The organism is Deltaproteobacteria bacterium (genome assembly GCA_009929795.1).
Taxonomy (GTDB): Bacteria; Desulfobacterota; Desulfovibrionia; order Desulfovibrionales; family Desulfomicrobiaceae; genus RZZR01.
Genome location: RZZR01000004.1, coordinates 39089 through 63293 on the forward strand (window position 1 = coordinate 39089; position 24205 = coordinate 63293).

A 24205-nucleotide genomic window follows, 5' to 3' on the forward strand; every position below is an offset into this window, starting at 1 on the left:
CAGGCCATGTTCCTTAGAACTTGAAGTTCGTGGTCTGCCGCCAGGTGTAGTAGGCGGGATCACGGAAATCGTCGATCATATGTTCGCTGAATTCCAAACCAGTCTTCTCGAAGAACCGTTCCCAACCGATGCGCTCGGCCCAGTCGCCGACTCGCTCGTACTTGCGAGCGTCCTTGGCGTAGGTATCAACGATCTGCCGAATGACTTTGGCCAATGTGGGCCAGCGGGGCGGCTCGTTGGGAATGAAGGCCACGACAACCTTGGAGAACTTCGGATTGCTGATCCGGTTGGAGACCTTGCCGCCGGCCATGATGACCAGTCCGTCACCCTCGGTGTCGGCCAGGGGCAGGGACGGGCACATGGTGTAGCAGTTGCCGCAGAACATGCAACGCTCTTCCTTGATGGCCACGGTCTTGACGGTCTTAGCCTCGCCCTTCTCCGTGGTGATGTCCATCTTGACCGGACGAATGGCGCCAACCGGGCAGGCAGCCACGGCCAGAGGAATCTCGCACAGATTGTCGAGGTACTCGTGGTCGATCATCGGAGGCTTGCGGTGATAGCCGAGGATGGCGATGTCGGAGCAGTGAACGGCCCCGCACATGTTCAGGCAGCAGGCCATGGATATGCGGACCTGGGCCGGCATGCGCATCTCCTGAAACTCCTCGAACAATTCGTCCAGAACGACCTTGACCGTTCCGGAGGCGTCCGTGGCCGGGGTATGGCAATGGACCCAACCCTGGGTGTGGACGATGTTCGTGATGCCGGCACCGGTACCGCCGACCGGGAACTTGTGTCCGCCGGTGGACTGCTTCTGGTCGTTCAGGAACTTTTTAAGATTCTTGGCCTCGTCCAGGGTGGTGACCATGAACTCGATGTTGTTCCGGGTCGTGAACCGCATATGGCCGCCGCAAAACTTGTCGGCGATGTCGCAGATCTCGCGGATGTGGCCAACGCTCATCAAGCGAGCGCCGCCGCAGCGGACCGTGTAGACCTCGTCGCCGGACTCGGCCTTGTGCATGAGAACACCGGGCTCGACGATTTCGTGCCACAGCCATTTGCCCTTGTTCTTGGCGATGACCGGGGGCAGGAAATCGGTGAAGTGGCGGGGACCGATGTCCGTGATCCGGTTCTCCATCGGTTTGTCGGGATTGTATCCAGAAGAAATGAAAGCCATGTTCGCTACCTCCCTTATCTCAGATGGTGTTTCCGGAACTCGTTGATGTCACGCTTCCAACCGCCGGGCACGTCTTCTTCCTTCCAGAAGATGTACGGGTTGTGCCTGGGCTCCTGAACGTGCTGCGGAATTGCCTTCATGTTCACGGACTCGAGGAGCCTCTGGAAGCCCTGACGCTTGATCAGTTCGCCCAGACGCTCGCGGTTCTTCCCCTCTTCCATCCACCAGTCCCAGATGCCCTCAATGATCTCCTTGATCTCGTCGTAGGGCTCCTCGACCTTGATGAAGGGTACCAGCAAGGAACCCATCTGGGCGCCGTCCAGGATCGGGGCCTTGGCACCGACCAGGATGGACAGGCCGCGGTCGTTGCCGATCCGCAGGGCCCTGGGCATGACGTTCAGACAATGCATGCAGCGGGTGCACTCACGGTCGTTGATTTTCAGCTTGCCGTCTTCGATCCACATGCACTCGGTGGGACAGAGATCGATGACTTCCTTCTGAATATCGAACGGACCCCAGTCACGGCCGGCATGGGCGCCGCCGTTGGGGGCGATCTCACCGCCGATGTAGGCGGCCACGGCTTCCTGATCGATGCGAATCTGGTCACGCCATGTGCCGACAAAGGCCATGTCCGAACGGGCGATGGATGCCACACAGCAGTTGGGACAGCCGTCGAACTTGAACTTGAACTTGTAGGGGAAGGCAGGACGGTGGAGTTCGTCCTGGTATTCCTGGGTCATGGTGTAGCAGAGCTCTTGGGTGTCGTAGCAGGCCCACTCACAACGGGACTCGCCCAGACAGGTGGCCGGGGTGCGCAGGTTGGAACCTGAACCGCCAAGGTCTTGATTCAGGGTGTGGGTCAGTTCGAAGAAAATCTCTTCCAACTGGGGGGTGGTGGTGCCCAGGAAGACGATGTCCCCGGTGGCGCCGTGCATGTTGGTCAGACCTGACCCGCGGAACTCCCAAAGGTCGCACAGCTGACGGAGAAACTCACTGCTGTAGTATTTGCCGGCTGGCTGGTTGACCCGCATGGTGTGGAAGTGGGCCACGCCCGGAAACATTGTGGGCTGGTCGCAGTACCGGCCGATGACGCCGCCGCCGTAGCCAAAAACGCCGACGATGCCGCCGTGCTTCCAGTGAGTCCGGCCCTGTTCGTAGGACAGTTCCAGAACGCCCAGCAAATCGTCACAGACGTCGACGGGAATCTGAAACTCGACGTTCTTTTCGTTTTTGTGACGACGCTCGGCCTCTTCCTTGATGTCCGTGACAAAGCTCGGCCATGGACCGCTCTGCAGCTGGTCCAAAAGAGGGGTTTGATGTTTAGCCATTGCACATCCTCCTTTAAGAGTTAAAACCTGACTTCTCGGTTTGCGCGACCGAAGGCGGGCACGGCCCTTATTCGGCCACCTGACGACAAAACCATCGATCTATGTTCGTGGAGTAAACACCTGTGAAGAGTTGCTCAAAATGCCTGTTTTGTCAATGGAAAATCCGAAAGACTCTTCGCTGGAAAACCTTCTAGTCAATCTGACCCTAAGCCCCTTTCCTTCCTAGCGATACGGAGCGATCTCCTCGAGAAAACGCTCTTCGACCTCGTAGCCAGTTTCCACGGCCTTGTCGAAATATTCGATGGCCTTCTTCATGTCGTTCATCTCAAGATAGGCGATGCCGAGGTTGTTCCAAGCCGGACCGAATGTGGGCTCCTGGTCCACGACCCGCTCGCATTCCTGGATGCACGACGTATGATCGCCCTGAAGGAGATATGCCCCTGCGAGACTGGTCCGAGCCTGAATGAACTGCGGATCGAAAGACAGGGCCCGGCGCAGTGATCCGATGGCCTTGTCAATCTCCTTGCGCTGAAGATGAATGAATCCGATGTTTCCGTGCGGAACCGCAAAGCGAGGACGAATTTTGGCCGCCTGCTGGTTGAAACTCATACAGGCATCCAGATCCCCCCGATGCATAGCTATACCGCCAAGCTGGACATAGGCCTCGGACAGTTCAGGGTTGAGCCGGATGGCCTGGATCAGCGAAGACTCAGCCGAGTCCAAATCCCGCTTGCCGATATAGGCCACGCCGAGGTTGTAGTGCAGAGTCGAATTTTTGGGATCATTCTCCAGCTGCGCCTTGTATTCCTTGATCATCTTGTCGGCAACACTCATCTCTCGCTCCGTTCTCATGTTTCCCAGAAGGACTTTCCTTCCCGGTCAAGAAGTTCCTTGTACCAAAGGCAGAAATCGAAAACCCCCCGGCAACGCTCATCCCGGCTGACCAGAGTCAGACAAAACTCAAGCACGGACTGTCCATAGGCCGCACTATAATTATCCGGCTGTGTTTCATGCATAAAATCTCGAAATAATTGCTGAGTGGTCCTCCGAGTTACGTCTGTCCTGATCTCAATGGGATCCTTTGGGAGTTGAAACGGATCCCACTTGTCATAGCCAATCCGATCGATGAACTTCTTTCGACGAGGTGAAAGACGCTCGAAAATCGCTTTTTTTTGCTCTTCGTGCTCGGGGGTCATCGCGTTAGACATGGGCTCACCGATCTGCGCTTGGTATTGTGCCGGTTTCGTCGTCATTGTCACATTGACCCTGAACACCGAGGTATTCGGCGTCGTATTTGGTCAAAAGTGCCGTGGACACCGGAACCAAGTATTTCTCAAGCTCCGGGTAGATCGACCCGATTCTGGCCGCTAGATCTCGGCTCATTTCCATAAGTTGGTCGTGAAGCCGATCCATATTCACGGCCGGGTATCGTTCTCCGCCGACAAACCCGCTCATCCCGCAGGTTCTGGAATCGGCCCCTATCTGCATGGGCACCCCGTACAGTCGGCAGGTCAATGGTCTTTCGTCGTACAATTCGCAGGAATTGTCCTCGGACAAGAGCGGACACCTGATCCTAGCCTCACCGGCCTCGCGCAGAATCTCCTCGGTGGAGACCCCTGCTTCGGATTTCTTAAACAATTGCTTCTTGATCTTGTATGCTTGCCGGTCGGCCTTATCGGCCCGAATCAGGATATCCTGTCTTCTATCCTCATCGAGACCAGCAAAGGCTCTGTTGAGATGCAAGGCCTCGATCAGGGACACGTCGAACATGGCGTGACAACAATCACTGCACCCCAGGGAACAGGAAACGCAACTCGGGTGATTCTGGGTCACCTGGACGAAAATTTGATCGACCCGACTTTGCAGAGCCTTGTAACGGTCGATAATATCATGACAATCTGAGAGCATATGCCACCCGGGAGCTATTCAATTTAAGAGAAAAACCCGGACATATCCTTGAGGAACCGCCGGAAAATGAACAAAAACGGCGCCCGCCATGCCGAGCAGAGGGCGAGCGCCGCGCTGATCGAAACAGGAGAACTAATTTTCGGTGACGGTGATGGCTTCCTGCTCGCAGACCTCGACGCATGACTCGCAGCCGAGGCACTCTTCTTCGTTCACTGGAACGGCCTTGCCGTCCTGAAGCTCGTAAACCTCTACCGGGCAGACATCCACACACTCGCCACAGCCAATGCACTTTTCATGATCGACGGAAACTTCGTAACCCATTGTGTACCTCCAATTGAAATCTTGAGAATCCGGTTTGCTTGGAAAACCCGGGATGCCCGGCCTTCCGGGCAAAACCGCTGTTCCCATACACACGGTCGCGGCCGATGTAAACATAAAGATGCCCTGCCCGCGTCGTGGACCGGTTCATCATTTGAACCGGGGCAGCAATTCCACCTTCATACCCCAAGCCGGACCGTACAGCCTTTTTGCCTTCGATTAGGCTTCCACTTCCTGCTTGACCCCTATGGCCACCTTGTACATGACCGTAAGGACCAGGAATCCCGTGGCGTAGATTCCGAGAGAGACTCCCAGTTCAAGGGCCGTTGGCACATACTCGGTTACCTCGTGCAGAGGGTTGGGAACGAATCCGCCCCCAATCATGCCCAGGCCCTTGTCGATCCACGCCCCGATAAAGACCAGGATACAGCCAATGATCAGCATGTTGTCGCTCTTACGGTTCTTGGGGACCAGAAGGATGAGTATGCCCGACAGGCCCATGATCATGGCCGTCCACATCCAGGGCACCAAAACGCCGTGTCCGTGGTACCCGAAAAACAGGTACTGGAGGTGGGCCATGTGCGACGGTATCTGGCTGTAAGTCACTGTGAAGACTTCACACAGAAATAGGAAGATGTTGACGCTCATAGCGTAGACAACGGTCTTGCCCAGCACAGCCAGAACGTCCTTGCCCGGATCAAACTTGGTGAAAATCTTGGCGATGTAGGTCACCAGAATAAGGAAAGCTGGGCCGGCGGCAAAAGCTGAAGCCAGGAAGCGGGCCGCCAGGACAGCCGTCAGCCAGTACCCGCGGCCGGGAAGACCGGCATACAGAAAAGCTGTGACCGTGTGGATGCTGACCGCCCAGGGAATGGACAGATAGATGAAAAACTTGATCCAGTTCGGCGGAGCCACTTCCTTGCGTTCGGCCTGCAGAGTTACCCATCCTACAAGGATGTTGATAAAAAGATATCCGTTCAGCACGACCATGTCCCAGAACAGGATAGAGTTGGGCGTCGGATGCAGGATCACGTTCATCAGTCGCTGAGGAGAACCCAGGTCCGCCACGATGAACAAAAGGCAGAGAATGACCATGGCCACTGCGTTGAATTCCCCAAGGATTAGAATCTTGCCAAATTTCTGGTAGTGATGAAGGTATTTTGGAATGACCAGCATGACCGCCGAGGCGGCCACGCCGACCAAAAAGGTGAACTGGGCGATGTAGAAGCCCCAGGACACGTCCCTGCTCATGCCGGTGATGGTCAGTCCCTGGGTGAGCTGCTGCCAGTAGCACAGACCGCCCACGGCCATCAGAACCAGCAGGAGGGACAACCAGCCCCAGTAAATTTTTCCGCCTGTAAGTGCCTTCTCAAGCATAGCGTCCCCCTCTAGATCAGATAGTAGACACAGGGCTCGGTCCCAAGTTCAGGCTTACGCCTGATGGAGTACCTAGCCCCAAGAAGTTTCCTGACATCGGACCCGGGATCGTCGAGATCACCAAAGGCCATGGCCCCTTCGGACACCTCGACACAGGCCGGAAGATGTCCCTCGGCCAATCGCTCGGCGCAAAACTCGCATTTTTCCACCACGCCCTTTGTTCTAGTGGGGAACTCCATGTCGATATTCTCGATGAACGGCCTGGGGTCCTGGAAATTGAAGCTCCTGGACCCGTAGGGACAGGCCGCCATGCAGTACCGACAGCCGATACAGCGATGAAAGTCCATCATGACGATGCCGTCTTCCCGCTGGAACGTGGCCTTGGTCGGGCAGACCCGCACACAAGGCGGGTTGTCGCAATGGTTGCAGAGGGTCAGCGTCGGCCTCTTGGTCAACTTTTCGAGATAAGGATGACTCTGCTCGGCGAACACGTCGCTGAACTGAGCCGTCCAAAGCCACTTGATCTCCTGCTTGGTGGGTATGCTGGGCACATTATGGGTCTTGTGACAGACCTCGATGCACTTCTTCTGAATCTCCGGGGTCATCTTGCTCGTATCGATGACCATGGCCCACCGCCCGGCCTTGAGGGCCTTTTCGCCCGTGGGGGCCCCATGCCTGGAAGCGAAAAGAATCGCCTCCCTGGGCCCTGCACCACCTGCGGCAAAAACGGTCAGAGCCGGCTTGACGCTCCAGCCGAGGACGGCCAGGCCGGCGAACTTGAGCAGACTTCTACGGTTGGTGTTCATTGATTCTCCCCCTTCGGCGCTACGTGGCAGTCCCAGCAATACGGAGAAACGGCCAGCGAATCGTGGCATTTGTCGCAAAATTTCTCCTTGTCGTCGTGACATTTCATGCAGGTCTTTGACAGACTGACGAGGTACTCCTTGCCGTTGAACCGGCTATGGTATTCATGGGTACCCTCGCGGACGACCATGTCACGCCAATCGTTCAGGAGTTGCATGTGCTCGGTCTTCATCCACTCGACCGACTCGACACAATTTTTGGCGTCCTTGGGTTTGGCCAACTCCGGGGCTTTGAAGGGGGTCGCCCCAATGTTAAACCAGAACGGAAAAGTCATGAAGACCACGAATACCGCCAGGCCGGCGAGCACTTTACCCTTGTCGTACATTATTCGTCCTCCTTCCCTGGCAGAGGTTCGCCCCTGAGGTCGGTCTCACGCTCGGACTCACCCGGAAAAACCAGGGCATTGGCCACGAGCTCGTGAAGGCCACAAACCTGGACTTCCGGGCACCAATACTCCATCAAGGGGGGGAATACAGCCCGATCGATGGCGCACACGCAACCGAGCATGTTCACCCCATGCTTCTCATGGACATATCTGACCGCATTGGCTCTGGGCAAGCCACCCATCATCCGCAGTTCGTCGTTCTCTCCGGCGTTCAGACCCGCGCCTCCGCCGCAGCAGAAGGTCTGTTCGCGGATGGTGTTCTCGGGCATGTCGTAGAACTTATCCACCACGGCCCTGGCCACATAGCGGGGTTCCTCGAGAAGGCCCATGCCCCGGGCCGGATTACACGAGTCGTGCCAAGTCAGACAGATGTTCGAATTTCGACTCTTGTCCAGATTGAGCTTGCCGTGCTTGATGAGGTCGGCCGTGAACTCGGCAATATGGACCATTTTTGTGGACGCGGCGTTGTGAAAGGTCGTCCCGGTTATGGGATTGTAGGGTGTGATCATATGGCCCTTTTGGAAGTCCGGGCCATTCAGGGTGTCCATGTACTGGTTGATGACCCGCCACATGTGACCGCACTCCCCTCCCAGAATCCACTTGGCCCCCAAGCGTTCGGCCTCCATGTACATCTTGGAGTTGAGGCGCTTCATGGTCTCGTGGGAGGTGAAGAACCCGAAGTTGCCACCCTCGGATGCGTAGGTAGACCAGGTAACTTCAAGCCCGTACTCACGCTTCAGATACTCGAAAAGCATCAGATAGCCCATGCAGGTGTAGGTGCCGGGATCGGCGAAGACGTCTCCCGAGGGAGTCACGAACAAAATGTCAACGCCCTTCTTGTTGAAGCTCGGCTCGGGTCTGATGCCGGTGATCTCCTCAATGTCGTCGCAGAAGAATTCAAGCATGTCCTTGAAGGCGTGAGGCTGGATGCCCAAATGGTTACCGGTTCGGTAGCAGTTGGCCACCGGAGTGGCGATCCAGTCGATGTTCAGACCGACAAGATTCAAAAGTTCCCGGCCAAGAATGGTGATCTCGGCCGTGTCGATCCCGTAGGGGCAAAACACTGAACAGCGTCGGCACTCCGAGCATTGAAAGAAATAATACCACCACTCCTTGAGAACATCGAGAGTCAGCTTCCGTGCCCCGGCAAAGCGGCCTAGGATCTTTCCGGCCTTGGTGAACTCGCCCCGGTACACAGACCGCAGCAGTTCCGCACGAAGCACGGGCATGTTTCTGGGATCGCCGGAACCGATGAAATAATGACATTTGTCGGCGCAGGCTCCGCATCGCACACAGATGTCCATGAACACCTTGAAGGTCCGATACTTGTCCAGACGCTCGCGCATGCCGTTCAGGATGATCTCCTGCCAGTTCTCGGGCAGCTTCCAGTCTTCCTCCAGAGGGTTCCAGGGTCGCGCATTGGGCAGTCCAACATACTCGACGCTGGCCGGGTTCGAGGCGTAGCAATACCGGCCTGGCTTGATATCCGTTGGAAGGTCCATCCAGTCCTTGGACGGCGGTTCGTAATGGACTCTTTTTGCCAGATCATCTGGCCGAGGCAGATTAGACATTGCTCGCTCCTTCTTCCGCAGATTCAGGTCCTTCCTTGTCCACTGGCAGGTCGGCCTCGATCATCTTCTCCCGGAATTCGTCCTCGTACTCGTCATAGGTGTGATAGTGGACATTCTCGAACTTCCAGGGATTGACGTGGCGCACGGCGCGGTTGGTATTGGCCAAGTTCCTGGTCGGACTCATGAACACTCCGCCCATGTGCATGAGCTTGCTCAGAGGGAAGTACACGAGAAGTACCGAAACCAGGAAGAGGTGTACGAAGAAAATCGGCCCGATGCCATCAGGAATTACCGGATGGAAAGTGACCAGGCCCATCGTCAGGACCTTCACGTCGATGATGCTCACCTTGGTGAAGTACCGCATGGAGATCCCGCTCAAGGCGATGGCCAGAATGAGGAACAGCGGAAAGTAGTCGGCGGCCTGAGAGATGAAACGGATTTGGGGGACGACCACCCGTCGCAGAAAGAGATAGGACGCCGCGGCCACAAGAACGAGGTCCGACATATAGAGCGTCGGAGCGCCGATCTGAAGAATGGTGTCCAGGGTCTCCAGCATTCCGATGGGCCACGGGATCGGCTCGGTAAAAAGCCGCATATGGCGAAGGAATACGACCAGGAAGGCATAGTGAAAGGCCAGACCGCCGAGCCAGAGCCACTTGCTGGACGTGTAGCGGACCTTGGGGCCGTCATACATTTCGACCTTGGTGTTCCGGAACAGAGAGCGGAAGAAGAGGATTTCCAGCAGCATCCTGACGATGACTCCCCCGGTCGAAGAGGGGTTTTCGATCTTGGCCTGGGGAATCCAGGGCAGGGACTTCTGCTGGCCGCACGTTGTTGGAATGCGGAACGGAACGGGAGACCGGGCCCATTTGACCACCCTGAGGCAGAAACCGACCACGAACACGACAGCGGCAACGTAGGGGATGACCACCCCGAACGCGTACTGCCACCCAGCCGCCCCTGCCCCTAGCAGCGCGATCAGGACAAGTGCGAAGACCAGGAAGAGGGAGTAGAGTGCTTTCATGAAACCATTACCTCTTGTTGAGTTGAGAACGGAAGCTACCCCAGCCTGTTGTCTTGTATGAGTTGAGCCCTTTCCAAGAGCTTATGGGTCCGGTTGTAGAGATGATTCGCCTTGAGTTCCCAAAGCTTTTCCCGGCAGTCCATATAGATGTCGAATGCCATGGCCTGGGCCCGATCGATGCGCTCGCACAGATACTCCCAGGCTTGGGAGTTCTGAGGTTCGAGCACGGCCGGCCCCAGAACGTCCTTGACCGCCCCCTTGAGTTCGGAAACGAAAATGACGGCCCTTGACGGAGCAAAGCCCTGGACGGCCCTGATACGGACGATGCCGTCAATCAGCATCCGAATCTCATCGGAATCGACGCCTTCGGCCTCGGCAAGAAGGGGAAAAATGGATTCGAGATTGCGGTGAAAGGTATGACCCACAGGATTGGCGAACTGATCTTTCTTGGAGGCGAAAAACTTGGCGCCTTCACTGGCATAGGTCGAGAAAAGCATTTCCGACCATCGGGCGATGATCTGTTTTTTGTTTTTGGCGAGCAGGACTTCGATGGTCATCGGCAGGTTTTTCCGGCCCGGCACTCCGGGCGATTGATAAAAAAATCGACCAAGAACCGGCTTGTTCAGGGACACCCCCCAAAACCCGCTCGCTGGCTCCGGTCAAGGCTCGGACCGAATCCGGTCCGACGAATGGGTGGCTTTGTAAATCACCCCCCCTGTATCGTCAAGCCAATTGGGAAATATCGAACAAGGGCCGAAACGGGGAATTTCACCTGCCCAACTGGCTTAATATCTAATTGAAATAAAAAGTTTTTATATTTTTCTGTTGTTTTCTTCTGCCCTGTGCTAGGGGCCGCCGGACCGGTCAATGACGTCCATGCAAACCGGGATCTCAATGCCCCCGAAACGAGCCCTACGCCAAGGATCAGCCAGCAGCTCATGCCCTTTTCAAGACCAGTCCTCGTAACTGTCCTCATCTCGATCTTGCTGGCCGTGCGATTCGTTGAGGCTTCGACCTTTGAAGGCGTTGACGAGGAGTGGCGACTTTTGGCCGACACCATCAGGGCCGATCGAGCCCTCGGCATCCTGGAGGCCGAGGGAAACGTCGTACTCTTCCACGGTGACGACTTCCTTCAAGCCGACTACGCCCGCTACTACATGGGCACTCGGTGGGTCTATCTGCAAGGCCATGTCAAGGCCAAGTGGGAAGGCGACTATCTCGAAGCCCGGACGGCCGAGTTCGACCTGGAAAACCGCTTGGGTTGGCTCAAGGATGGCGAGGTCTTCATGGCCGATCCCCACATGTACTTCAAAGGACATCAGATCAGGAAAACCGGACAGAGCACCTACTCCTTCGTCAGGGCCACGGTTACCGCCTGCGACGGCGCGTCTCCGGCCTGGTCCCTGGAATGCAGTTCAGGAAACGTGACCATCGACGGCTACGCCCGGATCCACGAACCAAAATTTCGAATCAAAGACCGGCCCGTTCTCTACTCCCCATACCTCGTCGTCCCGGTCAAGACCAAGCGACAGAGCGGCTTTCTCCTCCCTGAAATCGGCCAGAGCAGCAGGCTCGGCTTCCAGTTCAACCAACCCTATTATCAGGTTCTTGACGAAGAGACCGATCTCACGGCCTACGCCAACCTCATGACTAGGCGGGGCCTCATGACGGGCCTTGAATACCGCCACACCCCGGACCTCCGTTCTAAAGGCCTTTGGAAGATCGACTACCTCTACGACCATGTCGTGGCTAAGACCAGAGGCGAGCTCGACTCGCAGTTCCAAAACGACGCCCCGCTTCTTCTCAGGCCTCACCACAACCGTTACTGGCTAAGAAACAAGTACGACGGGTATCTGTCCGACCCCCGCTGGAAGATTAAGTTCGACACTGATTTCGTTTCCGACGCCCTCTACCTTCGGGAATTCAAGAACGGCATCACCGGCTTCAACGAGAGTCGTCGGACTTTTTTGGACCAGTTCGGTCGGGACATCGCCGACGACGACGCCCTGGAGCGCACCAGCCAGTTCATCCTCTCCCGCAACTGGTCCGGATTCGGCCTAGACGCCCGGGTCAAGTACACCCAGAACCTCAGGTATTTCAACGACGCCAGCGAACTCTATCCGGCCGAGGACAACCCCACGGTCCAGAGCCTGCCTGAAATAAATTTCAACACCTACAAAACGGCCCTCATGGATGGACCCCTGGAATGGCAGAGTCAGAGCCAGCTGGTCTATTTCTGGCGGGAATTCGGCACCACTGGGACAAGGCTCGAGACCAGCCCGAGTCTCAGTCTGCCCCTGAGCTCGGATTTCGGGGCACTGATTGGCACTGTCGGATGGCGGGGCACTGGGTACGCCGTCGACCGTCACCAAGCAGATCCAGACAATGCCGAACTCGACCCGGATCGAAGCTTTTATTCCCGCAGTCTGCCGTTCGCCCAGGCCGTGGCTTCGACCAGCCTCTTTAAGGTCTACGACCTGGGCCTTTCACCGGAGGATCCCGGTCAAGGGCGATGGACCAGGATGAAGCACCAACTCCTGCCCAAACTGACCTACGATCTGATCCCCAACGAAACCATGGATCAAAGGGAGAACCCCTATTTCGACGAACACGACCGGATCAAACCGGCCAGCAATCTGACCTATTCCCTAACCAACACCTTCACCCGAAGAATGGACACTCGAGTCGGAGACGCGTCGGCCGAAGGCAACGCCACCACCCTCGCGGCCGATTATCTGGACTTCCTCTGGATCAAGATCGAGCAGAGCTTCGATTTTCGGGAAGCCGACCGGACCGAGGAGACCGAACGCTACGAACGCCGCCCCTTTTCGGACATCATGGCCCAGATAAGCTGCACCCCCAAGCGGTACCTCAACCTCCAGAGCAGAACCTATTTTTCCCCGTACCTGCATCGCCTGACCAGCCATGAGCATGAACTCCGCGCCTTTCTCCCCAAGGGATTGGGCAATGTTTTCTGCGGACTGGACTTCCGTGACATGGCCGACGACGAGTATCCGGACAAGACCAACTACAGGAATCCGGACACCGAGAACGGCGAGTTGGGGGACCTCCGCCAGCGGATCCTGGCCCTTGGAGCCGTCCTGGACCTGAGCCCGGCCTGGCGGATATCCACCCTGTACCGGGCCGACATGGAAGATGGGGTCGATCTCGAAAAACGGATCGATCTTCTCTATCGGCATCAGTGCTACTCCTGGCAACTGACCGCCCAGGAAACCGATTACGACACTAGGTTCTCCATCCAAGTCAACCTCCTTAACCTCGGATCCGTCGGCAACTGATCATGGCACCTGTCAGATCGCCCATAGCCGTTCTTCCCCCGGCCCTGCAGAACCAGATCGCGGCCGGTGAAGTCGTTGAGCGCCCCTCCAGCGTAGTCAAGGAACTTATCGAAAATAGCCTGGATGCTGGCGCCGACATCGTCCGGGTCGAGCTCGAAGGCGGCGGCCGGACCTTGATAATGGTCCAGGACAACGGCCACGGCATGTCCGATGAGGAACTCCCCCTGGCCCTGACCAGACACGCCACCAGCAAGATATCGGATCTGAATGGGCTGTCGCATGTTTCGAGCTTCGGGTTCCGGGGTGAGGCTCTGCCGAGCATCGCCTCGGTTTCGAACTGCACGCTGACGTCCCGGACACTTGGAACCGACAACGCCTTTTTCGTCCGGGTGGTCAACGGGAAAACCATCGGCCGGGGCCCGGCCGCCCTGGCCGCAGGCACCCGAGTCGAAGTCCGGGATCTGTTCTCCGTCGTCCCGGCCCGCCTCAACTTTCTCAAGACCGAGGCCACCGAGAACCGTCGTTGCGCCGACATCTTTTCACGCTTGGCCCTAGCCGCCCTGGAAGTCGACTTCGAGCTCCTCCAATCGGGCCGCCAGGTCCTGCACTATCATAAAGGTCAGTGTCTGCTTGAGAGGCTGCGGATTCTTTGGCCCCCGACCATCGTCCAGAGTCTTCTCGAGGTCGAGCATCGAGACGAAAAAATCTCCGTCAACGGATTCTGCGGTTCCCCGTCTACGGCCCAACCCAGACCGGATCGCGTCCTTTTTTTTGTCAACAAGCGCCCGGTCCAGGACCGTCTGCTTCTCAAGTCCCTGCGCGAAGCCTACCGAGGATTTCTGCTCCGAAACGAGCACCCCCAGGCAGTTCTCTTTCTTAAGCTCCCCCCGGAGGCCGTCGACGTCAACGCCCACCCGGCCAAGGCTGAAGTCCGGTTCAGAGATGAAAAATCCATTTTTTCCGGCTGCTACCACGCCGTTCGCAACGCCCTCGAACGGGGAGCGAATCTTGGTTCCCCACACGTCGAAACCGATCACGGAACACCCTCTGGCCCGCTTCTGCCCGTTCAGATCTATACAACTGCACCCCCTGTCGATCACAAACCAGGCTTCGTCGGCAAAAAATTCCAGGCATTCCAAGAAACTGCGGCCATGTTCGCATCAAGCCGTCGACCTGCCGATAGCGGGCTTCATGTTCGCTCTGACGAAGGTGGTTCCCAAAAACAGGAGTCTTCTGGTATCTCCAGGCCTTTGGACCTTGGTCGGGAGTCCATCTATCTGGGGCAGGTGGATCGGACCTACCTGATCATCTCCGAACCCGACGCCCTGCTCATCGTTGACCAACACGCTGCGCACGAGCGCATTCTCTATCACTCCATGCGCTCCGGCCCTGTCGAGAAGCGCCTTCTGGCCATGCCCCGGCCCCTCGATCTGCACCCGACAGAACTGGAGGAATTGGACCGAATTTGTCCCGAATTGGCCCGGGCCGGCTTCGACTTTGCCAGGGAAGAAAACGACCGTACCGTTCTCCTGGCCGTACCGGCCTGGCTTTCACCCTCGGAAGCCTCAGAAGCCCTGAGGGCCTTGCTGATCGGGCAGAGCCGGACCCTGGACGAAATGCTTGTTTCACTGTCCTGCCGAAGGGCTGTCAAGGCAGGCGATCTGCTCGGGCCGGAAGACGCCGCCCATCTCCTCGAACAATGGGGGAAATGCCCCGATCGCTTCCACTGCCCACACGGCAGGCCCACGGCCATACGCCTTGGCCGCACCGAGCTTGACAGGCTCTTTAAACGTTCAGCATGACTTAAGGCATTTCCACGACAATACCTCCAACCCCCGAACAGGAGGCCCTCGCATGAACATTCTCGTCATCGGCTCCGGCGGCCGGGAGCACGCCCTGGCCTGGAAGATCCGCCAAAGCCCATTGTGTACCAACCTCTACATCGCTCCCGGCAACGGGGGCACGGCCCAAGAGGGGCAAAACATTCCGGTCAAGGATGATGACATCCCGGCCATCCTCCAACTGGCCAAGGACAAGGCCATCGACCTCGTGGTCGTCGGCCCCGAACTTCCCCTGGTTCTGGGACTCAAGAACGCCCTGGATCGGGAGCGTATCCCCTGCTTCGGCCCGGGGGCCTATTGCGCCCAGCTCGAAGGGTCCAAGGCCTTTGCCAAGTCTCTCATGCGCGAAACCGGAGTACCCACGGCCGATTTCGCCGTGTTCGACGACTACGATCTGGCCTGCTCCTGCATCAGGCAGCATCCCCTGCCCATGGTCGTCAAGGCCGACGGCCTGGCCGCCGGCAAGGGCGTGGTTGTCTGTCAGACCCGCGAGGAGGCCCAGACCGCCGTCAAAAGCATGATGATCGACAGGGTCTTCGGCGCCGCCGGGGACCGGGTCGTCATCGAGGAGGCCCTTCAGGGTGAAGAAGCCTCCTTTCTCGTCTTTTGCGACGGAAGCCACGTCGCCCCCCTTCCTTCCTCCCAGGACCACAAGAGGGTCGGGGACGGCGACACCGGACCCAACACCGGAGGCATGGGAGCCTACAGCCCGGCTCCAATCCTGCCCGAAGCTCTTTTCGGAGAAATCTGCGATTTGGTCATCAGGCCCATCGTCAGGCGACTGGCCAGCAAGGGCCACTTTTTCCGAGGAGTTCTTTACGCCGGGTTGATGATGACAGAAGAGGGGCCCAAGGTTCTGGAATACAACGTCCGCTTTGGTGATCCAGAATGCCAGCCCCTGCTCATGCGGCTGAAAACGGACATCGTCGAAATCATGAGGGCCTGTCTGGATGGACGACTGGACAGTGTCCCTGTTGAAATCGATCCCCGTTCGGCCATGTGCGTGGTCATGGCCGCCAAGGGTTATCCCGGAGATTACCCCAAGGGCATGGCCATCTCCGGCATCGCCCAGGCCGAGATGAATACGGCCGTCAAGGTTTTCCAGGCCGGGACAAGACTCGAGGGAGAGACCATTCTGACTTCAGGCGGACGGGTCCTCGGAGTCACCGCCCTGGGAGAGGGTCTTTCCGAGGCCCGCGACCTGGCCTACGATGCCGTCCGGGCCATTCGATTCGAAAACTCGTACTGTCGCAACGACATCGGGGCCAAAGGGCTCCGGACCTGAAACCCAAACAAGGAGGAAGAACACATGGCCGACGTCGCCATCTTCATGGGCAGCATCTCGGACAAGGACAAGGTTCAGCCTTGCGCCGACGTCCTGGCAAGCCTTGGCATCGAATACACCATGACCGTTACCTCGGCCCACCGGACCCCGGAGCGAACCGAACGTCTGGTCAGGGAACTGGAGGATCTGGACTGCCAGGTCTTCATCTGCGCCGCCGGCCTGGCCGCCCACCTGGCCGGGGCCGTGGCCGCCCGAACCATCCGGCCCGTTCTGGGCATCCCGGTGGCCGCCTCGGCCCTGGGAGGGATGGACGCCTTGCTGGCCACGGTTCAGATGCCTCCGGGATTTCCCGTCGGCACCCTGGCCTTGGATGGTGTGGGGGCTCGCAACGCCGCCTGGTTGGCCGCCCAGATCCTGGCCCTGAACGATCCGGCCCTGGCCGAGCGCATCCAGGCCGCCCGGGCCAAGATGCGGGCCGACGTGGAGGCCCAGGCCGCCGGTCTGGCCTGAGATTTAATAGACATTTCGTCGCCCCTCACCTCTCGGGAAGGAGGTCCAGAAGTTTATCGGCGTACTCCGCATGCCTCGACTGCCTTCCAACGCTGGATAAACTCTTGCGGGCCGTCGGATAATCCTCGACCAAGAGGGCGCAGTGCGCGGCCAGAATCCGAAGACGGTCATCCGCTGGATCGGCTTGCAGGCCGTCCAGGGCATAGACCATGGCCTGTTCGGGCCGGGCCAGTTCGAATGACAAAAAGGCCATGGTCTTGAGCCGTTCCGTCGAGGGCTCGATCTTCTGGGCCTCTTTCAGGGCCGACAGTGCCCTCTCAATATCTCCGGCCCGGATGAAAAGAAATGCGACCTGTTCCAGGTCCTCGGCCTTCGAGGTCTCCATGACCCGGGCGGCCCGGCCCGGCAGACCGGCCCGGTCGTAGAGAAAGACCAATTTTCGATTATCGTCCAGTGTGATGTTCGTCAGGACCCTCTCCGTCTCCATGACTGCAAGGGCCCGAACGGTTTGCCCTTCGTCAATGGCCACTCCGGCCAACAGGCTCCAGAGAACCTGCTCGTCCGGTTTCCGAGCCAGGGCCTGGAGAACGATCCGTTCGGCCTGATCCAGTCGGTCGGCCTTCGTTGCCATGTACAGCCGAAGACGGACGAGGTTCACATCCAGCTTGGCCATTCGCTCCGCGGCCATGGCCGCGACCCGTTCACCTCGAACCCAGTCCTCGACCTGGGCCCAGGCCTGAGCGGCATGCACGAGCAGGTCGGTCTCCTCCTCGCCCCCCAGGGCCCAGGCCCGCCTAAGGGCTTCAGCAGAGGGGCCGAACTCTTCCAAACGGTACAGGGTCAAGGCCAAATTACGGACCATGTCGGGGTTGTCCGGCTCCGAGGCCAATGCGGTCTGATAGTGGATCTTGGCCTGTCTGAACTCCCCATCCTGGTAGCAGATGTTCCCGAGCAGATAATGCAGAAAGTGATGCGGTTCGTCGGCCTCCTGAAGTCTAGCTTCCAAAATGGCCTTGGCTCTATCCCGTTCGCCATGTTCCATGGCCGCGGCGGCCTCGGTCAAGGCCTTGTGATCCCCGCGATTCGGATCCGGCGCGGCCACGGCCGGACAAACGCACCGGCACCAAAATATCATGACCGCCAGCATCGCCATGCAACATTTCGATTTGGAAATCATGGGATCAATTCAGCTCGAACTTGATTGGCAGCCGAACCCAGGCCCGGACCGCTTCACCTCGGTACCGTCCGGGGCTGAATCGCCACTGGGAAACGGCCTCCACGGCACTTCGGTCGAAGATGCCCGGAGGCGTGGATGACTCGATGCTGACATCAGATACCAGCCCCTCGACTCCGACCAGAAAACGAAGCTCCACCCGCCCACTCAGCCCTCGCGATCGGGCCAGATAGGGGTATTGTGGTGGAATTTGACGGATGGGCACGGGCGGAAAGTCCAGTTCTGCGGCCTCGAATTCCAGTTCTCCGGGCAGGCTCAGGCTGGCGATCATGTCCAGGCCCAGAGAGGGCTCGATATCCAGGCTCCTAAGCATTCCGCTCGAGGCCTGCCCGAGGCCGGGAAGAACCAGGGCCTCGGCCTCGAAGAAAATCTTGGGCGAGGAAATGTTAGGGGCCTGGACGGCGTACCGCTCATCCTCGTCCTTTGGCCTCGTTGCTTCGGGGATCAGTCGCCGTTCCGGGGGGATGTCGAATGACAAGGCCACGCCCGGCGAACGCTCCTCATCCTCATGCTGAGGGGCCTCGATGGCCAGAAGGGGCAGCCCTAGGAGCAAAACCACGGTGGTGGCCAGAGCCAGGACCAAGGCCATAGCCCAGACCGCAGTCCGTTTCATTCGGGCCGTCGCGAGGCCAGGCTGATGTTCCGGGCTCCGGCCAGACGGCATTGATCGATGGCCTCGACCACCGACTGGGTCCGGCTGTCCTTGTCTGCGACCACCAGAACGGCCCCATCAGGGGACTCGGCCAGAAAGGTGGCCACATGCCCCCGCACCGAACGGGAATCGATGACCTGCCCCTCGACATAGATCAGGCCCTGAGCATCTATGCCGATCTGCAGCGTGGATCGCTGCTCGAACTCGGCCGTCTCGGCCCCGGGCCGCTGGACGTCGATCCCGGCCTCTTTCACGAACGACGTGGTGACGATGAAAAAGATGAGCAGGATGAAGATCATGTCGATGAGCGGGGCCATGTTGATGTCCACGGCCCGGCCCCGGGTCCTGTAATTTGAACGGTAACAGCTCATGCATCTCCCTGCCAAGCTCAGTTTCGGCGTAAATCGATTTTCTCGAACGGCAGGCCGTCGAACTGGTCTTTCAAAGCCTTAAACGATGGACCACCGTTCAGGAATATCGACAGTTCATCAGCCTTTTTATCCGGATCGACGTCCTCGAAATGTTCAGGATATAAAACCTTGCCCACGTAATACGAGTTGGCGATAATGGATTCGAAGTTCTGATTGTAGGAATTGTAGGGCAGCAGGAAATACACCTTGGCGCTTCGGACTGCGGACAAGGCGACGTAGGCCGGGTCGCGCTCGAGTTGTCCCAGGGCGCTGGCCTCCTCTCCGAGGCGCACCGTGGAGACATCCAGAAAGATGAACTCCGGGTCCTCCATGATAATCTTCTCCTTGGAGATGTTGGTGTGCGACAAGGGTTTTTCCCCAGGCGCCTGGGCGGCGATGTTCCGGGCATGGGTGAACGTAAACGGAGCAAAGGACGGTTCCGTGGACTGGAAGCCGTGCGGTCCGCTCTGTCCGAGGCCACCGATGTAGCATGTCGGTCGGTGATCCTCGGGGATGTCTTTGGTCCGCCTGTCGAGGTCTTCGATCCATCCGCTCAAGGCGGCGACGACATCTTCAGCCCGAGCCTCCCGGCCCATGACTTCGCCCATCAACCGAATGGATCGGTTTAGGGCCTCCCGGCCCCAGGTCAGATTGCCATAGTCCAGGACCACGACCGGGATGCCGGTCTTTTCCTGAAGCTTGTCGGGATCAACCCCCCGATCGGCAAAGGTTTTGAAGATGACCTGGGGCCGTTTTTCCAGGGCAACGATGAGCTCCGGATTGTCATGACCTCGAAACTCTCCGAACATGGGATAAGTCTTGAACTGAGGGTTGGCGATGGCATACGGCCGGGCGTCAATGCGCGACCCCCGGACCTCAATGCTGTCCACGGCCACGATGCGGTCGTGGGCCTGGACATAGGTCAAAAGGCGCAGACACCCTGCCCCCGAGCAAATGACCCGGGTCACCTCGTCGGGGATGGTCACCACTCGGCCGGCCATATCGGTTATCGCGCGTTCGGCCATGACCCGACCCGAAATCGTGACCAGAAGGGCACACGCCAGAAGGAAAACCCCCGGCCATCGGAATCTCTCTTGTATCCGCTTCATGGTTTCATCGCCCCTTTTCATTAAAAAACACCAGAAACGACATGTACTGCCGGTACGAATTTTCTCCATCCGTCTTGTCGGTATGCCTCACGATGAGGATGTGCTGGCGACGATCCTCCATCTCGTATTCGAAAATCCCATTTTCGTCTGTCGAGAAATAGCTGCCCTTGCCGAGCATAATCTCGGCCGAGGCCAGGGGATGGCCGTCGAAAATCACCTGGAACCTGGACTTGGCATCATGGACTAAGCCCTCGGGGCCTGACAAAGGGATAATCTCCAATGGCAGACCTATTGGTCGAAACCACATTTCTCCCGCTTCGAAAAAACATTTGGTGTATTGCGTCGAGTTGAATGAGGAAAGGACCGCCATTCCCTGATCCAGGGCCTCCTGCCGGGATATGAGTTTCTTCCCTTCCGGGGTGTTGACGCGTTCACCCCATTCGGCGACCGCTGTCATCAGGGCCGGCGGCGCCAATGGAAAGACGGTCACACCCCGATCATCATTCCCTCGGTTGCATTGAATGACTGTCCCGTCGGGCCCAAAGGCCTGCACGGCCACAATGCGGCCTGAGTCGTAAGGCTCTTGTTTGCCAGGAAAAATGCCGCGACAGATCCGGTACCCTCCCCCTTCCGAATCGAGCCACAAATGATGGGCTTGAACCGATGTCGCGAATAGAGATAAAAACCCGATGAAAAGAACCACTCTCGTGTATGTGCTCATGAACGACCATCCATCCCCTTAAAACTCGAAGATCAGGCCACAGGTGAACGTCGCTCCCGGAGCAATTGTGTCTCCGGCCGACGGGGAGAGAAAGATCGGATAGCGGTAATCGAAAATGTTTTCGGCATTGAAATAGATCGTGAAGTTATCGGTCAACCTTCTCGAAATCGAAGAGTCCAGGGTCCAGTAGTCGTCATTCTTCAATGTGTTTTCGTTGTCGAAATAGATGTCGGCATAATAGTTGGCGTACATCGACAGATTGAACCATTTCGGATTCTTGTAGTGAAATCCGGCATGGGCGTTATGCCTCGGGTCGTTGGGAAGGGTGTTCCCTTCGATGGAGGAATTGTTCTTGTCCTTAGCCACTCTGGAAACATTATAGGTATAGTTGGCGAACAATGTCAGGAAGTTGGTTGCGTACCATTGCAATTCGGATTCGATGCCGTAGATGTCGACCTTGCTGATATTGTCGAGCTTGTATTCGTACCGGGTCTTGCCACCTCCAAAGCTCCCGGTCCCAGTCAACCGATCGCCGATATAGTCGCGGGCAAATGACTGGTAAAAAGTCACCCGCCCCCACAATTGATCGGTCAGGAAACGCTCGGCACCGACGTCGTAAGACCATATCTGTTCCGGATCGAGATCGGGATTTGCCTCCCGGTAATAGGTTCCGCCGCCGCGGACATGGACTTTGTACAATTCGAACAGGCTCGGAGCCCTGAAGCCCTTGCCTCCCGAGGCCCGCAGGGTCGTTCTGTCGTCCGGATGCCAGGCGACTCCGAGCTTGGGCGAAAAACTGCCTTCGGTCTTGGTGTCGTAGGAATTGTCGTACGGCTTCTTGCCGGCGCTGGCGGCCGTGTCCCAGTTGGCCCCATTGGAGGTCTGAATCCAATCGTACCGGGCCCCGACGTTGAAGATTAACTGTTCGTCCAAAAATTTCAGATCGAGGTTGGCAAAAGGAGACACGAAACGCTGGGTTCCCTTGCCCCCGGCGTCACGGGAGCTTCCGTGGTAGTCCTCGTCGTACTTCCAGACGGCTTCCTTGTAGGATGCACCGATGGTCAATAGGGCCGGATCCAGATTCAGCAGAGTCCCCTGCAAATCACCGCCCCAGGTGTAGGTCCCTTTGAACTTCTCATCCCGAAACGCTGATGAATAATTGTCGTTGGCCGAATCCTGATAGGCCGTCTTGTCAGCACGGTTGAGGTAGAGCAGGGCTTTCAGGCCGAAGGCATCGGTGGCGTGCGAGAAGTTGGCCCAGTATTGGTCGAGCTGGCAATCGTTGTGAAAATATTCCCGGCCCTGGCCCATGTCGTGATCGTAATACAGGGCCGCGAAGGAGAGGTTCGAAGCCGGGGTGAAATCATACGTGGCCTTGACCAGCCCCTGCCAGACCTTTCTGTACCGCTTGATGTTGTAGCTTGCCGGGTCTTCCTGCAAGTAGAAGCCATTGCTCTTGGCATACCCACCGGCGGCCATGGCCCCAAAATCCCCGAACTTCTGGCTGTAAAAGCCATGGGCGTCATAGGTCTCGGCCGTTCCAGCCGCGCCGCGGACCAGGGTCTGCCGCTCCTCGCTCGGCTTCTTGGTGATGATGTGTATGACCCCGCCCAGACCTTCCGACCCGTAGAGAGCTGATGCCGGTCCCCGGACGATTTCGATGCGCTCGATGACATGCTTGGGAATATGGCCCCAGGCTACCCAGGCAATGGCATTGTTGAAATTGTCATTCTGGGGTACCCCGTCTACCAGTATCAGGAGCCGGTTGTTGCCCACTCCCCTCAGCTTCATCGGGCTGTAAATGCCATTGGTCTGCAGAGCATAATGCCGGAAATTGTACATGCCAGGCACACTGCGCAGGATGTCCTCCACCCGGTCGAACGGGGAGGCCATCAATTGTTCACTGGTCAGGACGGTCACGCTCTGAGGAGCGTCAATCGCCGGCATCTCGGTCCGGGTGGCGGATACCACCATGGTGTCCAGCCGATACGCCTCTTTGGTTTCCTCCTGTGCCCCTGCAATCAGCGGATATATCAGCACCGCCAGTCCCAGTCCAATCATTGCCATCCATCGAATAGCTTTCATCGTATCTTCTCCTTTTCCGAATCATTCATAGAAATAGTAAAAATGGTCATGAAATTCAGTTGCCCATAAAAAAAAAGGCCACAAAGATCTCTCCCCGTTTTCGGGGAGCATGACCTTCGTGGCCTTTTTCCGTCTGTTATTATGCCGGCCTCTGGCCGGCTTTTTTAAAACAAAGGTGTGATTCCACCCATTCTTTTTCAGCTTCTGCAGGCAGTTTCAGCTGCCGATTGACTGAGGACGCTCTTACCACCTTGAAAAGTGGGTGTCAAGGTATGTGGATACTAATTTCTGATTTTTTTACAAAAACTGTGGAAGGGAAAAACTATCCTTTGATTTTCATGAATGATACCCGGGGTCGCGTGCTCCGGGTGTGAACTTTCCGGCGTTGAGTGATCTGAACTTTTATTTGCCGGTATTAAACGGAAAATTCATTTTTTCGAAATTGAGGGTGATTTTTCGTTTCATTTGACAGCATCCACCGCGAAGGAGAATGAATTTGTCTGATCGATGATTTGGAATTGCTCAGCCCGATAAAATAGCGGCAGCAAATATGATCTCGCTGCCTTGCTGACGGACCCTGGTTTGTAATCAATGTATACCCAGTCCACCCGTTAAAATCAAATCCATTTTGATTTTAACGGGTGGACTGGGTATGATGTCGCCCTGAACGACAAGCCGGAAGAGGGATGATATTTGTGGTATGGCCAAAGTCAGAAAGAAAAAAAGCAAGCAGAAACAGTGCCTCAGAAATGAAAAACAAAGAAAGCTGCAGTCCCTGACTCCGGATGCGATCCGCGATCAGGCAAAGGCCTTTTTGGCGGCATCCCGTTACCGGGACGCGATACTGGCCTTTCGCGAGGTGCTGAAAAAAGGGGGTGACAAGTATCTTGTCTTGCCGGACCTTTTCCGGGCCTACCGGCTCAGACACGGCCAGCTTCTTGCCAAAAAAATGACCAAAGAGGCTGAAACCGTGGCAAATCTGGGCAGGCAGGTGTTTGAAGCCCTGCCCCGGATCACGCAGGAACTGCTGGAACAGGCCCTGGATTTCCTGCCGGTCCGAACCATCATGGCTGCATTGAAGGAAAAGTCGGCATTTGCGGTGTTGACCCC

At 57.4% G+C, this 24205-nt stretch carries 23 protein-coding genes; 5 read left to right on the top strand and 18 right to left on the bottom strand.

Features of this window, described 5'->3' with window-relative positions:
* Positions 1-13: 13 nt before the first annotated feature.
* The 12 genes from dsrB to EOM25_01190 form a co-directional block, all read right to left on the bottom strand.
* Positions 14-1174, bottom strand: a complete 1161-nt coding sequence (dsrB, locus tag EOM25_01135) for a dissimilatory-type sulfite reductase subunit beta (GenBank protein ID NCC23792.1) — start codon at positions 1172-1174, stop codon at positions 14-16.
* A gap of 14 nt (positions 1175-1188) precedes the next feature.
* Complete coding sequence (gene dsrA / locus EOM25_01140) at positions 1189-2502, bottom strand: dissimilatory-type sulfite reductase subunit alpha (protein ID NCC23793.1); 1314 nt, start codon at positions 2500-2502, stop codon at positions 1189-1191.
* Between the two features lie 222 nt (positions 2503-2724).
* The gene (locus EOM25_01145) at positions 2725-3336 is read right to left on the bottom strand and encodes a tetratricopeptide repeat protein (protein ID NCC23794.1); all 612 of its coding nucleotides are present in this window, start codon (positions 3334-3336) and stop codon (positions 2725-2727) included.
* 14 nt (positions 3337-3350) lie between these two features.
* Positions 3351-3710: a hypothetical protein gene (locus tag EOM25_01150; GenBank protein NCC23795.1), complete on the bottom strand. Its 360-nt coding sequence runs from the start codon at positions 3708-3710 to the stop codon at positions 3351-3353.
* 4 nt (positions 3711-3714) lie between these two features.
* Positions 3715-4410 (bottom strand): YkgJ family cysteine cluster protein, encoded by a 696-nt coding sequence (locus EOM25_01155; protein NCC23796.1) that lies wholly within the window; start codon positions 4408-4410, stop codon positions 3715-3717.
* A 132-nt stretch (positions 4411-4542) separates the two neighbouring features.
* Positions 4543-4731 (bottom strand): 4Fe-4S dicluster domain-containing protein, encoded by a 189-nt coding sequence (locus EOM25_01160; protein NCC23797.1) that lies wholly within the window; start codon positions 4729-4731, stop codon positions 4543-4545.
* A 216-nt stretch (positions 4732-4947) separates the two neighbouring features.
* Complete coding sequence (locus EOM25_01165; protein NCC23798.1) at positions 4948-6105, bottom strand: menaquinol oxidoreductase; 1158 nt, start codon at positions 6103-6105, stop codon at positions 4948-4950.
* Between the two features lie 11 nt (positions 6106-6116).
* On the bottom strand, positions 6117-6911 hold the full coding sequence (locus EOM25_01170) for a 4Fe-4S dicluster domain-containing protein (protein NCC23799.1): 795 nt from the start codon (positions 6909-6911) through the stop codon (positions 6117-6119).
* Positions 6908-7294 (bottom strand): cytochrome C, encoded by a 387-nt coding sequence (locus EOM25_01175; GenBank protein ID NCC23800.1) that lies wholly within the window; start codon positions 7292-7294, stop codon positions 6908-6910. The genes EOM25_01170 and EOM25_01175 overlap by 4 nt, the downstream gene beginning before the upstream one ends.
* A complete protein-coding gene (locus EOM25_01180; GenBank protein ID NCC23801.1) occupies positions 7294-8925 on the bottom strand; it encodes a (Fe-S)-binding protein in 1632 nt (543 codons plus the stop codon). Before EOM25_01180 ends, EOM25_01175 begins: the two co-directional genes overlap by 1 nt.
* Complete coding sequence (locus tag EOM25_01185; GenBank protein NCC23802.1) at positions 8918-9949, bottom strand: menaquinol oxidoreductase; 1032 nt, start codon at positions 9947-9949, stop codon at positions 8918-8920. Before EOM25_01185 ends, EOM25_01180 begins: the two co-directional genes overlap by 8 nt.
* A 35-nt stretch (positions 9950-9984) precedes the next feature.
* Positions 9985-10506 carry a hypothetical protein gene (locus tag EOM25_01190; GenBank protein ID NCC23803.1) on the bottom strand — a complete coding sequence of 174 codons (522 nt, stop codon included), beginning with the start codon at positions 10504-10506 and terminating at the stop codon, positions 9985-9987.
* Positions 10507-10887: 381 nt separating this feature from the next.
* Between EOM25_01190 and EOM25_01195 the strand changes: the two genes are divergently transcribed.
* Genes EOM25_01195 through purE form a run of 4 tightly spaced genes read left to right on the top strand, consistent with a single transcriptional unit; the run spans position 10888 to position 16884 of the window.
* Positions 10888-13248 carry an LPS-assembly protein LptD gene (locus EOM25_01195; GenBank protein ID NCC23804.1) on the top strand — a complete coding sequence of 787 codons (2361 nt, stop codon included), beginning with the start codon at positions 10888-10890 and terminating at the stop codon, positions 13246-13248.
* A 2-nt stretch (positions 13249-13250) separates the two neighbouring features.
* On the top strand, positions 13251-15050 hold the full coding sequence (gene mutL, locus EOM25_01200) for a DNA mismatch repair endonuclease MutL (protein NCC23805.1): 1800 nt from the start codon (positions 13251-13253) through the stop codon (positions 15048-15050).
* Positions 15051-15102: 52 nt separating this feature from the next.
* Complete coding sequence (gene purD / locus EOM25_01205; GenBank protein ID NCC23806.1) at positions 15103-16374, top strand: phosphoribosylamine--glycine ligase; 1272 nt, start codon at positions 15103-15105, stop codon at positions 16372-16374.
* A 24-nt stretch (positions 16375-16398) separates the two neighbouring features.
* Complete coding sequence (gene purE / locus EOM25_01210; GenBank protein ID NCC23807.1) at positions 16399-16884, top strand: 5-(carboxyamino)imidazole ribonucleotide mutase; 486 nt, start codon at positions 16399-16401, stop codon at positions 16882-16884.
* A 25-nt stretch (positions 16885-16909) separates the two neighbouring features.
* Here purE and EOM25_01215 read toward each other — a convergent pair whose 3' ends face one another.
* Genes EOM25_01215 through EOM25_01240 form a run of 6 tightly spaced genes read right to left on the bottom strand, consistent with a single transcriptional unit; the run spans position 16910 to position 23095 of the window.
* On the bottom strand, positions 16910-18061 hold the full coding sequence (locus EOM25_01215) for a tetratricopeptide repeat protein (GenBank protein ID NCC23808.1): 1152 nt from the start codon (positions 18059-18061) through the stop codon (positions 16910-16912).
* A gap of 4 nt (positions 18062-18065) precedes the next feature.
* Positions 18066-18782 (bottom strand): energy transducer TonB, encoded by a 717-nt coding sequence (locus tag EOM25_01220; protein NCC23809.1) that lies wholly within the window; start codon positions 18780-18782, stop codon positions 18066-18068.
* Positions 18728-19141, bottom strand: a complete 414-nt coding sequence (locus EOM25_01225) for a biopolymer transporter ExbD (GenBank protein NCC23810.1) — start codon at positions 19139-19141, stop codon at positions 18728-18730. Before EOM25_01225 ends, EOM25_01220 begins: the two co-directional genes overlap by 55 nt.
* A gap of 17 nt (positions 19142-19158) precedes the next feature.
* Positions 19159-20289 carry an iron ABC transporter substrate-binding protein gene (locus EOM25_01230; protein NCC23811.1) on the bottom strand — a complete coding sequence of 377 codons (1131 nt, stop codon included), beginning with the start codon at positions 20287-20289 and terminating at the stop codon, positions 19159-19161.
* A 4-nt stretch (positions 20290-20293) separates the two neighbouring features.
* Positions 20294-21010 (bottom strand): DUF4198 domain-containing protein, encoded by a 717-nt coding sequence (locus EOM25_01235; protein ID NCC23812.1) that lies wholly within the window; start codon positions 21008-21010, stop codon positions 20294-20296.
* An 18-nt stretch (positions 21011-21028) separates the two neighbouring features.
* Positions 21029-23095: a TonB-dependent receptor gene (locus EOM25_01240; protein ID NCC23813.1), complete on the bottom strand. Its 2067-nt coding sequence runs from the start codon at positions 23093-23095 to the stop codon at positions 21029-21031.
* 700 nt (positions 23096-23795) lie between these two features.
* Between EOM25_01240 and EOM25_01245 the strand changes: the two genes are divergently transcribed.
* Positions 23796-24205, top strand: a 410-nt coding sequence (locus EOM25_01245) for a hypothetical protein (GenBank protein ID NCC23814.1), incomplete at its 3' end; no start/stop codon positions are given.

Coding starts and splice junctions, on each gene's coding strand:
- dsrB (NCC23792.1), bottom strand. CDS start 1,174: ATGGCTTTCATTTCTTCTGGATACAATCCCGACAAACCGATGGAGAAC.
- dsrA (NCC23793.1), bottom strand. CDS start 2,502: ATGGCTAAACATCAAACCCCTCTTTTGGACCAGCTGCAGAGCGGTCCA.
- EOM25_01145 (NCC23794.1), bottom strand. CDS start 3,336: ATGAGTGTTGCCGACAAGATGATCAAGGAATACAAGGCGCAGCTGGAG.
- EOM25_01150 (NCC23795.1), bottom strand. CDS start 3,710: ATGTCTAACGCGATGACCCCCGAGCACGAAGAGCAAAAAAAAGCGATT.
- EOM25_01155 (NCC23796.1), bottom strand. CDS start 4,410: ATGCTCTCAGATTGTCATGATATTATCGACCGTTACAAGGCTCTGCAA.
- EOM25_01160 (NCC23797.1), bottom strand. CDS start 4,731: ATGGGTTACGAAGTTTCCGTCGATCATGAAAAGTGCATTGGCTGTGGC.
- EOM25_01165 (NCC23798.1), bottom strand. CDS start 6,105: ATGCTTGAGAAGGCACTTACAGGCGGAAAAATTTACTGGGGCTGGTTG.
- EOM25_01170 (NCC23799.1), bottom strand. CDS start 6,911: ATGAACACCAACCGTAGAAGTCTGCTCAAGTTCGCCGGCCTGGCCGTC.
- EOM25_01175 (NCC23800.1), bottom strand. CDS start 7,294: ATGTACGACAAGGGTAAAGTGCTCGCCGGCCTGGCGGTATTCGTGGTC.
- EOM25_01180 (NCC23801.1), bottom strand. CDS start 8,925: ATGTCTAATCTGCCTCGGCCAGATGATCTGGCAAAAAGAGTCCATTAC.
- EOM25_01185 (NCC23802.1), bottom strand. CDS start 9,949: ATGAAAGCACTCTACTCCCTCTTCCTGGTCTTCGCACTTGTCCTGATC.
- EOM25_01190 (NCC23803.1), bottom strand. CDS start 10,506: ATGACCATCGAAGTCCTGCTCGCCAAAAACAAAAAACAGATCATCGCC.
- EOM25_01195 (NCC23804.1), top strand. CDS start 10,888: ATGCCCTTTTCAAGACCAGTCCTCGTAACTGTCCTCATCTCGATCTTG.
- mutL (NCC23805.1), top strand. CDS start 13,251: ATGGCACCTGTCAGATCGCCCATAGCCGTTCTTCCCCCGGCCCTGCAG.
- purD (NCC23806.1), top strand. CDS start 15,103: ATGAACATTCTCGTCATCGGCTCCGGCGGCCGGGAGCACGCCCTGGCC.
- purE (NCC23807.1), top strand. CDS start 16,399: ATGGCCGACGTCGCCATCTTCATGGGCAGCATCTCGGACAAGGACAAG.
- EOM25_01215 (NCC23808.1), bottom strand. CDS start 18,061: ATGATTTCCAAATCGAAATGTTGCATGGCGATGCTGGCGGTCATGATA.
- EOM25_01220 (NCC23809.1), bottom strand. CDS start 18,782: ATGCCGTCTGGCCGGAGCCCGGAACATCAGCCTGGCCTCGCGACGGCC.
- EOM25_01225 (NCC23810.1), bottom strand. CDS start 19,141: ATGAGCTGTTACCGTTCAAATTACAGGACCCGGGGCCGGGCCGTGGAC.
- EOM25_01230 (NCC23811.1), bottom strand. CDS start 20,289: ATGAAGCGGATACAAGAGAGATTCCGATGGCCGGGGGTTTTCCTTCTG.
- EOM25_01235 (NCC23812.1), bottom strand. CDS start 21,010: ATGAGCACATACACGAGAGTGGTTCTTTTCATCGGGTTTTTATCTCTA.
- EOM25_01240 (NCC23813.1), bottom strand. CDS start 23,095: ATGAAAGCTATTCGATGGATGGCAATGATTGGACTGGGACTGGCGGTG.